Below are 15,189 nucleotides of genomic sequence, written 5' to 3' on the forward strand. Positions count from 1 at the left end.
TACTAATATGGAATAGAAGATCATTCCACGTAAGAGAGGTCGAGACAGCATGAAAGGTAGAATGAAAAGGTTAGCCTGCAGCGCCGCGCTTCTCGCTTTACTAACCGCAGCCCCGGGAATCGGCTCCGCCGCCTCGTACACCGTACAGCCGAATGATTCGCTTTGGCTAATCGGGACGAAATACGGCGTTACCGTGGAGCAATTAAAGGCGTTAAACAGCCTGACAACCGATGAGCTAACGATTGGTCAGACGCTTCAAGTGCCGAACCCGCCGGAATATGCTTCGGTCAAGGTTCAGCAGAACGACACGATGTGGAAGATAGCGCAGCGTTACAATATCCCGCTTACTAAGCTCATAAATGCCAATCCGCAACTATCGAATCCAAATAACATATGGATGGGGCTAGAGATCCGCATACCTAAGAAGCCAGACAATTACTTAACAGGCGTTTTTCCTCTTACGGAAGGAAACTATACGCCGTTTACCAATACTTACGCGGACTCGCGCTCTTGGTCGCCCGATGGCATCGCTGCTCGTTCGCACGAAGGCGTCGATATATTCGCGGACAAAGGCACTCCCGTATACAGCGCGCTTGGCGGCACGATCGTCAAAGCCGCATGGAACGAATACGGCGGCTGGCGCGTCACGGTGCGCGTCGATGAAACGACTGAGTTTTATTATGCGCATCTATTCAAGTATGCGGCCGGCATCAAGGAAGGCGTTATTGTATCCGCAGGACAGCTAATCGGCTATGTCGGCAGCACGGGGTACGGACCCGAAGGAACAGAAGGAAAGTTTCTGCCACATCTGCACTTTGGCATTTACAAGCGTACGCCAGTATATGCCGCCATCGATCCGTTCCTGTACTTGAAGTGGTGGGAGTTGTGAAGCTTCTCACTCATTAGTGAGACTAAGCTCACAAATTTACGTGTAATAAACTCCCTACTAACAAATAATGAGGCAAACCTCACTCGCCATGAACCTTGGTTCACGCGCAGTGAGGTTTGCCTCATTCAAATTCCATATATTCCGAAATACGCCGTAATAAGTGAGTTTTGGTTCATTAATTAGTGAACCTCATCATAACTTAACCCTCGACGCATATCCCCTACATTGACAGCTGCCTTAAGCTATAGAACTCGCCTTTGCCTGCCATCAACTCGTCGAATGTACCGATCTCGGCTACACGCCCGTTCTTCATGACGACGATTATATCCGCATCGCGGATCGTAGACAGACGGTGCGCAACAATGAACGTCGTCCGATCCTTGATAAGCTCCTGCATCGCCTTCTGCACATGGAACTCCGACTCGTTGTCGAGAGCCGATGTCGCTTCGTCGAGCACGATTACCTTCGGATCGCGAATTAACGCGCGCGCTATCGCAATCCGCTGACGTTGGCCGCCGGACAGCTTGCCTCCGTGCTCGCCGACCATCGTGTCGAGCCCTTTGGGCAGCTTCTGAATGAACTCGGACAGGTTCGCCATCTCTACGACGCGGGCAATGTCCGCCTCGTTTATCTCTTTCAATCCGTACGTAATATTATCGCGTATCGTACCGGAGAATAAGATATTCGTCTGCGGCACGACGGCCAGATGCTTGCGGTAGCTGCGCAGGTCGATATCATTCATATCGATGCCGTCGACGCGCACCTTGCCTCCCGTCGCCTGCAGGAAACCAATGACGAGATTAAGCACCGTCGATTTGCCTGCGCCGGACGCACCGACGAACGCGATACATTCGCCCGCCTTCACCTCCAGCGTGACGTCCTCGAGCACATGATGCTCGCTGCCCGGGTAGGAGAGCTCGACGTTCTCGAAGGAGAACGAACCTCTTACATCAGCCATTTTCTGCTTGCCGCGATTGTTCTCGATGTCCGTGGACACTAATATTTCTTTGATCGAGCGAATCGACTCGAGACCCTTGGCAATCTGCGGATAAATATTAATAAGACCGGTTACCGAGCCCAATATCATCGAGAAGAAGCCTTGATACATGACGACGTCTCCAACCTGAATCTCGCCTTTGTAAGCGAGATAAGCAGTGAACATTAAGCAAAGCACCTGGAAGATTTGGAACGTTACCCAGTTCGATGCGCCGAAGTACGCTTCAACGAGGTCGAGGCGATAGCCTTTGCCTTGTATATTGCGCAGCGTCGAATCGATTCGCGCAATCTCCACTTTCTCGAGGCCATGCGCCCGCGTAACCGGAATCATCTCGACCATCTCCGATACGCGCGATGACATTTGCTCGATCTCCTTGCGGAATTCGCTGTTCGATCGGCGGATCTTCCTGCGGAACGCCGTTACGATAGAGATCGACATCGGAATCGTAAGGACGAAGAACAGCGATACGACCCAACTGCTCTGTACCGTTATGATGAACGAGACGACGATGTTGACGACTGCCGGGGCAAGAGCGATCATAAACTGCTTCGACATCGCCTCGACCGCTTCGACATCGCGAAGCACCTTCGACTGCAGCTTGCCGGCCGGAAGCTCGCGATGCGAGTTGATCGACAGCTGCTGCAGCTTGCGTACCATTGCGCTGCGAAGTCCCGCCTCTACATGCCGGACAGCACGGCTGAGGAACGATATGTACGCCGCATGAGTCGGTATATTTTGCAAAATAACGATGACCACAACGATAAAATTGATCCACATGCCGCGCATGGAATGTGCCGAAGGATTCGTGGCGATATTGATGATATTCGCCGTAACGATCGGCAGCACATAGATCGGCGCGCTTTTCACAATCAAAAAAACAAACGAAATAAACAAATTGCCAAAGTTCCCTTTGTATAACGATAACAAAAACTGAAACGGGGTCGTTTCTTCTGCAAGCGCCGCGTTCTCGAACGTGCTGCCTAACCCTCTCCGTGCCTTAAGCTCTGCGGCACTCTCCAACATGATAGTCTCCATCCTTCTGCAGCCCATAATCTTTAGGTATCATCATTTCGTGCTGACGCCAATCATCTTAACTCCTAACGGGATGTTATGTAAATGAGTGAATTTGCAAAAAAATTATTGATTTTTGCTGCTATCCGCTCAACGGTGCTTATCCTTATAATCCTTCGGCGTTACGCCGACCATCTTCTTGAACAGCTTGTTGAAATAGACCGGATCGCTGTAGCCGACCAGCTGCGAGATTTCATAGTTTTTTAAAGAAGGATGATCGCTCATGAACTGCTTCGCCTTCTCGATCCGAATCCGAATGAGGAAGTCGGTCACCGTCTCTCCCGTCTCCTGCTTGAACAGCCTGCTTAAATAGTTGCCGCTCATGCCAACCGTCTCCGCAATGCTCTCCATCTCGAAGTTTTTGTCATACTGCTGCTCCAGTATCGCCTTCATCCGTTCAATGACGTGATGCTCCTTGTCGGCAGACAGGGACTGCGACGACGCTTCATCGGCTAGCTGCTCCTGCTCCTGCTCCTTCGCCGTTTGCCTCTCGCTCTTCAGCCTTGTGAGCAGTTCATAAAGCTGCGCTTTATCGATCGGCTTCAGGAGATAGTCCCTTACCCCTTGCCTGAGCGCCTTGCGGGCGTATTCGAATTCGCTGAAACCGCTAAGCACGATCATAGCGATCGACTTGTCGCGTATATGTTCGATGAGACGCAAGCCGTCCATCATCGGCATCTTTATATCGGTAATCAGGACATCGAGCTCACCGGGAGCAAGCTTGGCAATATGCGTCCAAGCGTCCATCCCGTTGCTGAACGAGCCGATCACTTGTATGTCGAGGTCCATTTTCAGCAAAATCTTTTGCAAACCGAGCCTAATAAATTCTTCGTCGTCTACGATGATGATGTTCATACCACTTCAGCTCCTCCCTCGTAGTTTGAGCCAAAATCCGCGAAACTTCAATCTTTCCTTCGTCAGCGCATGCAAGAAAAACAAGCGGGCGGTTACTTCACCGCGCCGCTTGTCACACCTGCGAAAATATATTTTTGAAGGAACATGTAGAGGATTGCCGTAGGAATCATAATAATCAGGATCGCCGATGAAATCATCTGCCAGTCGCCGCTGTTGACGCCGAAGAAGCGCATAAGCGAGGTCGATACGACGACATGCTCGGGCCGTGGCAAGTACAAGTACGGAATGAACATATCGTTGTAGATGCTAATTGTCTTCAAGATCACGATCGTCGCTGTCGCCGGGGCAAGCAGCGGGAAGATGATCGAGCGGAAGATCCTGAACAATGAAGCTCCCTCCAGCATGGCGCTCTCATCGAGCTCATAAGGGATGTTGCGAATGAATTGCAAGAAAATATAAATTTGCAAAATATCGGCGCCGACATAGATCAACACCGGCCCCATCAGATTGTTCGTCAGCTCCAGCGCTTGAATCGTCTTGTAGTTGACAACCTGCGTCGTAATGGACGGAATGATTGTCGCGAACAGGAACAGTCCGACAAGCGCGCCTTTGAACTTAAAGTTGAATCGTCCGACCGCATAACAGAAAGCCGAGCCGATCAAAATATTAAGCACGAGCGTAACCACGATAATAATAATCGTATTGCCGAAGGCCGTCGTCATGTCCGCGGACTTGAATGCCGCGCCGAAGTTGCTGAAGTTAAGGAAGCTGTCCGGCAAGGAGATGGAAGACTTCGTTTGGAACTCTTCCTTCGTCTTGAACGCATTGACGATAATAATATAAGGCGGGAACAATATCGCAAAGGCGGCTGCGAGGAGCGATAAATATTTGACGCTATCCCAGATTCGGCTAGATCGCTGCATCCTTTATTCCCCCTTTCTATTCAGCAGGAAGCGCTGAATCGATAACACGATGACTACAAATAACAACAAGACTACACTCATTGCCGATGCTAGGCCGTAGTTGTTGAACTGGAATGCGGTCTCGATAATTTTCATAACGAAGGTTTCGCTTGCTCCGGCCGGTCCGCCCTTCGTCAATACGAAAGGTAGATCGAATACTTCCAAAGCTCCCGTAACGGTTAAGAACAAGTTCAACTCGATAATCTTATAGATGTTCGGCAGCGTAATATGCAAAAATTGCTTCCAGCCGTTCGCTCCGTCGATCGATGCGGCCTCGTATAGGTCACTAGGGATCGATTGAAGCGCTGCTAAGTAAATAACCATATTGAAGCCCATGAATCTCCATAGGCCGATAGAAGCCAGCGTATAGTTAACGAATGAACCATTGCCAAGCCAGCTCGTTTCGGACAAAGCTCCGAAGCCCAGCTGTCCCAATAAGTAATTAAGCGAGCCGTTCGTCGTATCGAATACGTATCCGAACAAGTAAGCGACGGCAACGCCGTTAAGAATATAAGGCAAGAAGAGCAGCAGTCGGAAGAAATTGCGTCCCTTCAGCTTGCTGTTAAGTACAACCGCGAAATAAATAGCCAGGATGTTCTGAACGATACCGACGACGAAGTAAGCAAGGTTATGCTTGAACACGCCGAAGATGCCCGGATTGGAGAAAACCTCCTTATAGTTGTCAAAGCCGATCCATGACCGGTCCGGACTTAAGCCGTCCCAGCTCGTGAAGCTGATGCGAAACAGCTCGAGTGCCGGGTAATAAGCAAATGTCAGAAGCAGCAGCAGCGGCACCGACACGAACAGAGTGATGATGAGCTTCTTCTGCGTATTAAAAGAAAGCCTGCTGAACATACGGTATCCCTTCCTTCCCGAAAGACTAGGACGGATGACCCCACAACCCGATCATCCGCCCGCGCCTCGTTATCTAATGAATAATAATTACAGTTACAGACCTAAGTCCTTCTTCGCTTTCGCCCAAGCCGTGTTCACTTTATCGAATACTTTCTGCGGATCCTTCGACAATACGAACTCTTGAACGACAGCCGCTTGGTCAAGCTGCGCTTTGTTCTGGATTTGCGTAGCCGCATCCACTGGTTGCGCCGGCTCGAAGTACTTCGGCGAGTACGTGTTGAATTCCGCAAGCTGTGGCAATTTTGGTTCTTTGCCTTTGAGCGTCGGGATGAAGCCGGCGAAGTCGTCGAAGCCGGATTCTTCAATCATCCATTTCACGAACGCTTTAGCCGCTTCTACGTTGCCGTTTTTGTTAACCGCGTAGAAGAAGTCCGGGTTAAGAGGCGCTTTCGCTACGCCGCTGTTGTCGGCAGGGAATGGGAAGAAGCCTACGTCCTCGGCAGCGGCGCCGTTCTCGATAACTTGGTTGATAACCCAGTTGCCAAGCAGATACATGCCGAAGTTGCCCGATGCGACGTCCTTCTTCGATTGCTCCCAGTTCGTCGAGTTAACGTCTTTCTCAAGGAAGCCTTTTTCGTACAGTTCGCGCAGGATGCCCCATGATTTGCCGTATGCGTTGTCAAGCGTGTAAGGCGTATCCGTTTCAGCGCGTTTGTTCTGGTGAGCCGGGTCCTCGCCTACGATCGTAGTCACGTCATATACCCATGCATCAAGCGGCCATTTGTCCTTGAAGTTGGAAGCGAGCGGCACGATGCCTGCATCCTTCAGCTTCTGCGCAGCCGCAAGGAACTCGTCGTACGTTTTTGGAATCGCCGTAATGCCGGCTTTCTCGAACGCTTTTTTGTTATAAACGATACCTACTGTAGAACCGCCGGAGGATACGCCGTACATTTTGTTTTCGAACGATTTCAAGTCTTTGAAATAGATCTCGTCGGAAAATTGAATGTCGTCAAGCGGAGCGAAGTAGTTCGACAGCTCGTTGTTCGGAATGGTTGGCGTGAATACGACGTCCGGGAAATCGCCGGAAGCGATACGGATCTTAAGCGTTTTGTCGTAGTCAAGGATCGCTTCGAACTTCAGGTCAACGCCGGGGTATTTCTCTTCGAATCGTTTCTCGTAATCAACGTACTCCTTGTCAACCATGTCCGTACGGTTTGTTAGGAACACAACCTCGCCGGTAATGTTGGAAGCAGCCTCCTCGCCCCCGCCGTTGCTCGGCTTGTTCGTTGCCGTGTTCTCGCTTGCCGGTGCGTTTGTCGCTTTGTTCGTTTCATTGTCCCCATTGTTTCCGCCACATGCAGCCAATGTTGTTAGCATAACAGCAGACACTAAAGCTAACGATGCAATTTTCTTCATTTCGTATTTCCCCCTGTTCATCGTTTGGTAACGCTTGCAAATTGAGTTTACCTCACTCGTAAGCGTTCGCAAATGGTTTAAAATGCGATTTATAGTCTTCAAATGACATCTTCACAAATTTCATTTCTAACTAACATTTATTAAATGTAATCGCTTTAAGTGGGATTTTAGCTTCCATTTCGCTTCGTTTATTGAAGAAAAAATAAAATTCGCTCGTTTCGCGACTAAGGTATTGCCAAAACGCCTGTTTATCATGTTTACTTGTTATATAACAAACTAATTAATTATGATAACAAACCTACCTAATAGCAAAGCGAGGCGATTCTATGTCAACTTTGTCCACTTTACCCTCCTACATCGGAGGAATGACCTGGGGTTGGACCGGCGTTCGCGGCACTTGGACTGGCGAGCAAGCCGATAAATCGATGGAGCTTATGGCCAGCCGCCTTAACGTGAACTGGACGGCTATCACGCTCGGGGCATTGCAAGATCATCCTCAAGCAACTGAAATCAAATATAAGGAAGCGCCGACTGTAACCGATGATGAGGTGCGCTCTGCCATTCGCAAAGCGAAGGAGCTTGGTCTGCAAGTTGTAATGAAGCCTGTCGTGAACTGTGCCAACGGCACTTGGCGCGCCCATATTAACTTCTTCGATGTCGACGTGCCCTGTGAACCGAAGTGGTCGGAATGGTTCGCCTCCTATACCGCATTTATCGTTCATTATGCAAGGATCGCCGAGGAGACGGGCTGCGAGATGCTCTGTATCGGCTGCGAGATGGTACAGACGGATCGCCGTGAGCAAGAATGGCGTAAGCTTATCGCCGAGGTTCGAGGTGTTTATTCCGGCATCATTACTTACAACTGCGATAAATATCAGGAAGCCAATGTGAAATGGTGGGATGCCGTCGACGTCATCTCTTCGAGCGGCTACTACCCGATTGACAATTGGGAGGAGCAGCTTGATCGCATCGAGCGTGTTGTGGCCGCTCATGATAAGCCGTTTTTCTTCATGGAAGCGGGCTGTCCGAGCCGCGAGGGCTCGCCTTATATCCCGAACGACTGGGGACTTGCAGGGGCGCCAAGCGAGGAAGCGCAGCGCAGCTTCTACGAAGCGATGTTCTCGGCTTGCGACAAGCGCGACTGGGTAGGCGGATTCATGTTGTGGGATTGGCCGGCACAGCTTTATGAAGAAAGCGAAGCCGGTGCCAACGACGATTACTGTATGTACGGCAAGCAAGCGGAGAGCACGGTTCGTTCATATTACACAGTCAAAACAAAGCAACCGGCGAAAGGGGCGGCAACTATATGAGCGACTGGAAACAGCAATGGCTGCCTGCCATTGAGACGGAGCTGAAGGATAATATTCTCGGGTTCTGGATGAAGCATTCCATTGACGAAGAGAAAGGCGGCTTCTACGGCTACATCAGCCGCGAGCTTGAAGTGGATGCCTCGGCCGACAAAAGCTCGGTTCTCAATACTCGCATTTTATGGACATTCGCTTCCGCTTATCGCATTTACAAAGACGAGCAATATTTGCGAATGGCCGAGCGTGCATATGCCTATGTAACCGAGCATTTCATCGATCGCGAATACGGCGGCTTATACTGGATGGTGGATGCGGAAGGTAGCCCGTCCCAGTCTAAGAAGCAGATTTACGGTCAAGCGTTCGCTATCTATGCGCTGTCCGAATATTATCGCGCCACCGGGCACGAGCCGGCGCTCGCACAAGCCATCGAGCTCTTCTCGGTGCTGGAGAAGCACGGCTACGATCCTATCCACAAAGGTTATGTCGAAGCGTTGTCCCGCGAATGGGAGCAAACCGATGATCTTTCCTTAAGCAACAAAGATTTGAACGAAAAGAAATCAATGAATACGCATCTGCATGTGCTGGAGGCGTACACGAATCTGTACCGCGTATGGAAGTCGGATGACCTTAGCGCGAAGCTGCAGGAGCTAATCGAAGTCACGATCAAGCATATTATCGATGCCGACAGCGCGCACTTCCTGCTTTTCTTCGACGAGGAATGGAACAGCAAGTCCGAGCACGTCTCTTACGGGCATGACATCGAGGGCAGTTGGCTGCTCGTAGAAGCAGCCGAGGTGCTTGGCAACGAAGCTCTGCTGGCCGAGTCGAAGGCCATCGCGCTGCGCATGGCGGAAGCGACGCTGAATGAAGGCGTCGATAAAGACGGCGGGCTATGGAATGAAGCGGACGCTCACGGACTCATCGACGCAGACAAGGACTGGTGGCCGCAAGCCGAAGCCGTCGTCGGCTTCTATAATGCTTATCAGATGAGCGGCGACGAGAAGTACCGCGACGCTGCGCACCGCTCTTGGCAATTCATCGAGAATTACATCGTCGACAAACAGTTCGGCGAGTGGCATTGGAGCGTAACCGAAGACGGCAAGCCGAGCGGCAATGTGCAGAAGGTAAGCGCCTGGAAATGCCCTTACCACAATGGCAGAGCTTGCTTCGAAATGCTTGAGCGACTGCAGCACTAGACGGGTAGCCTTGGTATCGTAATGAAGGTGAAATAACAGGATTTACTACCATTAATTTCCTCTCATTGTTCGACCTAATCGAATTAACGGGATTTCCTCCCGTTAATTTCCTAATAGGAGCTTCAATTCGGCAAGTAGGCTCGAATTAGCGGGAGTTTTTCCAGTTATTCTTTAAATAGAGTAATATCGTTCGAAAATAGCTCCAGTTTTTCCCGTTAATCAGCACATCCCGACTAAAAAATTGGCAATTAATGAAACGGAGGCCATCCTAATGTTAACTTTTGAACAACGCAAGCAGCTACTTACGGAGCGTTATGAATCTCTCGTCGGTCGCAAAAACAGTCCGATCGAGCTCGGCAACGGTATTTTCGAACGTTACGAGCACCCTGTTCTAACTGCTGAGCATGCACCGCTTCACTGGAAATACGACTTCAACCCGGAGACGAATCCGTATTTCATGGAACGTATCGGCGTTAACTGCGTCTTCAACCCAGGCGCAATCTTCTTGAACGGCAAGTTCTTCCTTGTCGCCCGCGTAGAAGGCAATGACCGCAAATCGTTTTTCGCGATTGCCGAGAGCGATAACGGCGTAGACGGCTTCCGCTTCTGGGATCATCCGATTCTACTGCCGGAGACATCCAATCCGGACGTTAACGTCTACGACATGCGTCTCGTTCAGCATGAGGACGGCTGGATCTACGGCTTGTTCTGCACCGAGCGCAAAGACACGGAAGCCCCAAGAGGCGACCTCTCCAGCGCCGTTGCGCAATGCGGCATCGCAAGAACGAAAGATTTGAAGACGTGGGAGCGACTTGCCGATCTGAAGACGGCTTCCAACCAACAGCGCAACGTTGTTCTGCACCCTGAGTTTGTCGACGGCAAATACGCGTTCTACACGCGTCCGCAAGACGGCTTCATCGATACGGGATCCGGCGGCGGCATCGGCTGGGGCTTGTCCGACACGATCGAGAATGCCGTTATCGATCGCGAGATCATTATCGACGAGCGCCACTACCATACGATCAAGGAAGTGAAGAACGGCCAAGGACCCGCTCCGATCAAGACGGACAAAGGCTGGCTTCATATCGCTCATGGCGTTCGCAACACCGCTGCCGGCCTTCGTTATGTCATTTATGCGTTCCTATCCGAGCTTAACGATCCTAGCAAAGTGACGCACCGCCCAGGCGGTCATCTCATTGCGCCGGAAGGCATCGAGCGCGTAGGCGACGTATCCAACGTAACGTTCTGCAACGGCGTTATCGCGCAAGAAAACGGCGATGTGTTCATCTACTACGCATCCTCGGATACGCGCTGCCATGTCGCTGCGACAACTGTTGATCGTCTGCTAGACTATGTGATCAACACGCCGGAAGATCCGCTCCGCTCGTACGCATGCGTGGAGCAGCGTATCGAACTCATTGACCGTAACTTGCAGTTAGCATCGAAGTAATACGTTTTAACATAACGAAACGAGCCTATCCTCGCTTTTATTAGCAGGATAGGCTCTTCCTTTTATCAGCGTAAAATCCCCCCTCCGCCTCCGCCCCTAGACGTAGGCCGCTCTATTCCATAGGCCGATTGCCAATCGATTCCATATACGAAATAATAGAGAAAATAACATATATTTAATCCATTATTCATCAGCTACATTCACGGTTGGAGGAGGAAACGTATTGACCACCCAAGAGCAAGCTACAGAGTTAGATAAGCCTATATTGGTAGTACTCAAAATGCTGCGCTGGGCCAAAGCCTACTGGCTCGCCTACTTAGGCATTATTGCCATCGTTCTAGTTGCATCGTTGCTACCTGTCGGCTGGGCCGAAGCGATGCGCCTATTGTTCGACGCGACTTCGCAGCTCAATATGGACGGCTTGCTGCAAGCCTCGATTTGGTTCGGCTCCCTGTTCGTTATCGAGGTTGCCGTCTCATTCCTGCAAGCGCTGCTCAATCAGCGGCTAAGCAATCGTACCACGCTCGATATGCAGCGAGGACTGCTTGGCGGGCTTTTCACAATGAAGCTCTCTCGTTATATGAAATGGCATACGGGCGATAAGCTCCAGCGGCTCAATAGCTCTGCACCGACCGCGCAGGAGGGAATCAATAAACGTATCCCCGAGCTCATTCACAACGTCCTTTCGATTCTGTTCCTATTCGTCTACTTAACGATTCTGTCTTGGGAGCTGATGGCCGGGGCGATCGTCGTCGCCTTGCTGCTTCCGCTGCTTAGCAATATGCTCGCGAAGCCGATCCGCAGATGGCAGGACAAGACGAACGAGGGGCATGGCGAGCGCGACGCTATGCTGCTCGATCAATTGCAAGGCGCTGAGGTTGTCCGCAGCTACGGACTTCGCCCTTCCTTCAACAAAGCGTGGAGAGACAAGGTCGAGACGACAAGGCATCGTTGGCTGCGAACCGAGCTGCTGCGCGCTGTGAACGGCTGGGCTGTGTTTATCGGTTTTTGGCTTGGCCAAGTGTATATATTCAGCATGGGAGCTTCGATGGTCGTTAATGGGAGCCTCGCCGTCGGCGCCATAGCCGCTTTCATGTTGTCGTATGAACGGCTCGTTTTCCCTCTTGCGCATCTTATTCAGACTTGGTCCTCCGTCTCGGACTCCGTCGCACATGCAAAGCGAGTCTATGAGATGATCGATCCATCCGAAGCAGAAGCAGCAACCGTTATGGATGCCGCCTTGCCTCAGCAGGGCGATATCGTCTTGGATCAAGTCACATTCGCCTACAACGATCAAGACATTGTCCTTAATCAGCTCTCGCTCACCATTCGGCAAGGTCAGGTTACTGCCATTGTCGGTCCTAGCGGGAGCGGCAAGAGTTCTCTTATTAAGCTCATTCTCGGTCTTCATTCCCCTTCTTCGGGGACGATTCGATATGGCGCACATGACCTGAACGAACGCAACGCTGAGTCGTGGAGACGGCTAACCGCCTATGTCCCTCAGGACGCCGCCCTGTTCGATGCAACAGTCATGGATAATATCCGCATCGGCCGACTGGACGCTACGGATGATGAGATTGCCGAGGCGGCTCACTACGCAAACGCTCATCCTTTTATAGAGGCGCTGCCTGAGGGGTATGCAACCCGTCTTGGAGAGAGAGGACAGCGTCTATCCGGAGGCGAGCGGCAACGTTTGGCACTGGCAAGAGCGTATTTGCGCAATCCTCGTATTTTGCTGCTGGATGAGCCTACCTCGGCATTGGACGGCATTAACGAGCGTCTCATGCAGGATGCGCTTCAAAGCGTAATGCAAGGAAGAACCGTACTCGTAGCGGCACATCGGCTATCAACCGTTGAGGACGCGGATTGTATCATTTATATGGAGAATGGCAGCATCATAGAGAGCGGGACGCATGCCGGGTTGCTGCAGTTAGGCGGCAAGTACGCTGCGCTTGTCAAAGCGGGCGACTGGTCCGACCTGCGAGAGGAGAGTATGGCCTGATGAATTCACCTATCCCATTACGTACAACACCAACGCTCAGGCAGCTTATTGCTTTGCTGTGGTCGAAGCTGGGCAAAGGGAAAGTTCCTTTTACAGCGTCGGTCATCTTAACCCTCGGCGAAACGGTTGTCATGCTGCTCGTTCCACTGCTGATGGAAATCTACTATAACCGACTAGAGTTAGGACAGTTAACCTATATTAACAATCTAATGATCATTTCTACCGTTATCGTGATCGTCCTTCTCGGGCTCACTATTCTTGGATTCTACTATAAGCAAAATAGTATGAGCGCACTTCAACGCGACGTTAGTCTAGAGCTCGCCGACGAGGCGCAACGGCTGCCGCTGCAAGACGCCGCGGCATCGCACTCCGCCGATCTGGCCCAGCGGATATGGGCCGATGGAGACCGAACAAGCTGGATTCTCTCCACCTTGTTCCACGGCATTGGCAGCCAAGCGATTATGCTTGTGCTCGCCGCCATCTACATGCTGTGGCTGCAATGGGAGATTGCTTTGGCACTGTTCATCCTTATGCCGATTGGCATTATTGGCAGCCACTTGCTCCGCAGAAGGCTCGGCGTCATCGGCCTTGCCGTAGCGGAGCAGGAAGCTGCCGTGCGGCAATGCCAGCAGGATGCGCTGCAAGGCATGGAGACACTGCGCGCCTTCGGCGCCGAAGGCTGGATGATGGATCGCTTCGTGGAGGAACGCCATACGCTGAACAGGCTGTATATGCAGCGCATGTGGTGGAACGAGCTTGTGAACGGACTAACCGTCTCGCTCTCCCTTCTCCTCACCTGGGGTTCTGTACTTGCAGTCGCTTGGTTAGCCGTACAAGGAAAGCTTCAGATCGGCGCGTTGATGGCCTTCTTCGTGCTCGTCTGGAGGATCTACAATCCGCTCGTCAATATCGGCAGAATGTGGGGCGAGGTACAGCAGAACTTAGGGCAGACCGCGCGTATATTCGCCCTTTGGGGGGCGAAGAAAGAGCCTAGCCATGCCGCCGATAGCTTCAGCGGCAAAGATCAGCATGGAATACGCTGGAGCAACGTATCGTTTCGTTACGATGAGCATGCAGGCGTTCATACCGATCAACAAACAACCGATTCAAACACCAATGCCGGCATGTCCGTAGCCGGTCAACCTTTGCTGCAGCGTTTCAGCCTGGAGCTGCGTCCAGGTTCATTCACCGCTATCGTTGGACCAAGCGGGTCCGGCAAGTCAACAGCTGCCAAGCTTGGCGCGGGGCTGTTATTTCCCGACGAAGGCGAAGTAACCATTTACGGTGCGAATCCAAGCCACCATGCGGAATTCGCTAGGCAATTCGTCGCTTATGTTCCGCAATCCCCGTATCTGTTCGCGGGTACGATCCGCGACAATCTGCTCGTCGGCAAGCCTAACGCTTCAGACTCCGAGCTCGTTGATGCAGCCGTTGCCGCAGCCGCTCACGACTTCATCATGGCTCTGCCGGACGGCTACGATACGCCATTGAAGGAGCATGGCAGCTCTTTAAGCGGCGGACAGAAGCAGCGGCTGGCCATCGCCCGCGCCATGCTCTCAGGTCGGCCGATCTGGATCTTCGACGAAGCGACCTCGGCGCTCGACACCGATACGGAGCGCTACGTGATGGACCGTGTTCGCAAACGCACGCTGCTGCAGGGAAGCACGCTGCTCGTCATCGCCCACCGGCTGACGACCGTGCAGGACGCAGACAACATTATCATCATGAAGAACGGCTTGATCACCGAGCAAGGCGACCACGAGCAATTGCTGATGCTAACAGACGGCACCTATCGCAAGCTGTGGAATAAAACTTAACGAGTTTAATCGGACTGGGATGGATCAGCTCTATTAGCTGCTCCGTCCCATTTCTTAACGGTCCGTTGATGCCCACCCCAGCTTCACACCCGCTTCGCTCCTTAGCAACCTGAATGCCTCCCCCTCAACCTTTCGCTGCACTTTATGCAACCGATCATCCTCTACACGGTGCTTTTACAAGTCCTCGTTGCACATTTTGCAACTGAATACCCAGTTACCTATTCCTTCATGCCTTAGTGAACAGTCATCCGTTGCATATTGTGCAAGCAGGACTTATGAGCGAGTGTTCCTCAGCTCTATCCGTTGCATATTGTGCAACGATCCCTCCAATATGGAATTATGCAAGCTCGCCCATTCACGCCAATTTACGGT

11 protein-coding genes are annotated in these 15,189 nt (G+C 51.7%); 6 read left to right on the forward strand and 5 right to left on the reverse strand.

Annotated elements, in window-relative coordinates:
* Positions 1 to 49 precede the first annotated feature (49 nt).
* Positions 50 to 889 (forward strand): LysM peptidoglycan-binding domain-containing protein, encoded by an 840-nt coding sequence (locus tag AC0YN0_RS25265; protein WP_475823733.1) that lies wholly within the window; start codon positions 50 to 52, stop codon positions 887 to 889.
* A 220-nt stretch (positions 890 to 1,109) separates the two neighbouring features.
* Here the strand turns inward: AC0YN0_RS25265 and AC0YN0_RS25270 are convergent, their stop codons facing one another.
* The 5 genes from AC0YN0_RS25270 to AC0YN0_RS25290 form a co-directional block, all read right to left on the reverse strand.
* The gene (locus AC0YN0_RS25270; protein WP_475823734.1) at positions 1,110 to 2,909 is read right to left on the reverse strand and encodes an ABC transporter ATP-binding protein; all 1,800 of its coding nucleotides are present in this window, start codon (positions 2,907 to 2,909) and stop codon (positions 1,110 to 1,112) included.
* Between the two features lie 138 nt (positions 2,910 to 3,047).
* Positions 3,048 to 3,812, reverse strand: coding sequence for a response regulator transcription factor (locus AC0YN0_RS25275; RefSeq protein WP_475823735.1), 765 nt, complete (start codon positions 3,810 to 3,812; stop codon positions 3,048 to 3,050).
* A gap of 92 nt (positions 3,813 to 3,904) precedes the next feature.
* On the reverse strand, positions 3,905 to 4,735 hold the full coding sequence (locus AC0YN0_RS25280) for a carbohydrate ABC transporter permease (protein ID WP_442048292.1): 831 nt from the start codon (positions 4,733 to 4,735) through the stop codon (positions 3,905 to 3,907).
* Between the two features lie 3 nt (positions 4,736 to 4,738).
* Positions 4,739 to 5,629 carry a carbohydrate ABC transporter permease gene (locus tag AC0YN0_RS25285; protein WP_337098313.1) on the reverse strand — a complete coding sequence of 297 codons (891 nt, stop codon included), beginning with the start codon at positions 5,627 to 5,629 and terminating at the stop codon, positions 4,739 to 4,741.
* 93 nt (positions 5,630 to 5,722) lie between these two features.
* The gene (locus AC0YN0_RS25290; RefSeq protein ID WP_475823736.1) at positions 5,723 to 7,045 is read right to left on the reverse strand and encodes an ABC transporter substrate-binding protein; all 1,323 of its coding nucleotides are present in this window, start codon (positions 7,043 to 7,045) and stop codon (positions 5,723 to 5,725) included.
* A 326-nt stretch (positions 7,046 to 7,371) separates the two neighbouring features.
* Between AC0YN0_RS25290 and AC0YN0_RS25295 the strand changes: the two genes are divergently transcribed.
* From AC0YN0_RS25295 to AC0YN0_RS25315, 5 genes are all read left to right on the forward strand, one after another.
* The gene (locus AC0YN0_RS25295; protein WP_475823737.1) at positions 7,372 to 8,355 is read left to right on the forward strand and encodes a glycoside hydrolase family 113; all 984 of its coding nucleotides are present in this window, start codon (positions 7,372 to 7,374) and stop codon (positions 8,353 to 8,355) included.
* The gene (locus AC0YN0_RS25300) at positions 8,352 to 9,548 is read left to right on the forward strand and encodes an AGE family epimerase/isomerase (RefSeq protein ID WP_475823738.1); all 1,197 of its coding nucleotides are present in this window, start codon (positions 8,352 to 8,354) and stop codon (positions 9,546 to 9,548) included. Before AC0YN0_RS25295 ends, AC0YN0_RS25300 begins: the two co-directional genes overlap by 4 nt.
* Positions 9,549 to 9,819: 271 nt before the next feature.
* Entirely contained in the window at positions 9,820 to 10,998 is a 1,179-nt protein-coding gene (locus AC0YN0_RS25305; RefSeq protein ID WP_475823739.1) for a glycoside hydrolase family 130 protein, read from the forward strand.
* Positions 10,999 to 11,221: 223 nt separating this feature from the next.
* Complete coding sequence (locus tag AC0YN0_RS25310; RefSeq protein WP_475823740.1) at positions 11,222 to 13,000, forward strand: ABC transporter ATP-binding protein; 1,779 nt, start codon at positions 11,222 to 11,224, stop codon at positions 12,998 to 13,000.
* Positions 13,000 to 14,817 carry an ABC transporter ATP-binding protein gene (locus tag AC0YN0_RS25315; protein ID WP_475823741.1) on the forward strand — a complete coding sequence of 606 codons (1,818 nt, stop codon included), beginning with the start codon at positions 13,000 to 13,002 and terminating at the stop codon, positions 14,815 to 14,817. The genes AC0YN0_RS25310 and AC0YN0_RS25315 overlap by 1 nt, the downstream gene beginning before the upstream one ends.
* Positions 14,818 to 15,189 lie beyond the last annotated feature (372 nt).

The sequence above is a fragment of the Paenibacillus sp. J22P218 genome (genome assembly GCF_056269195.1).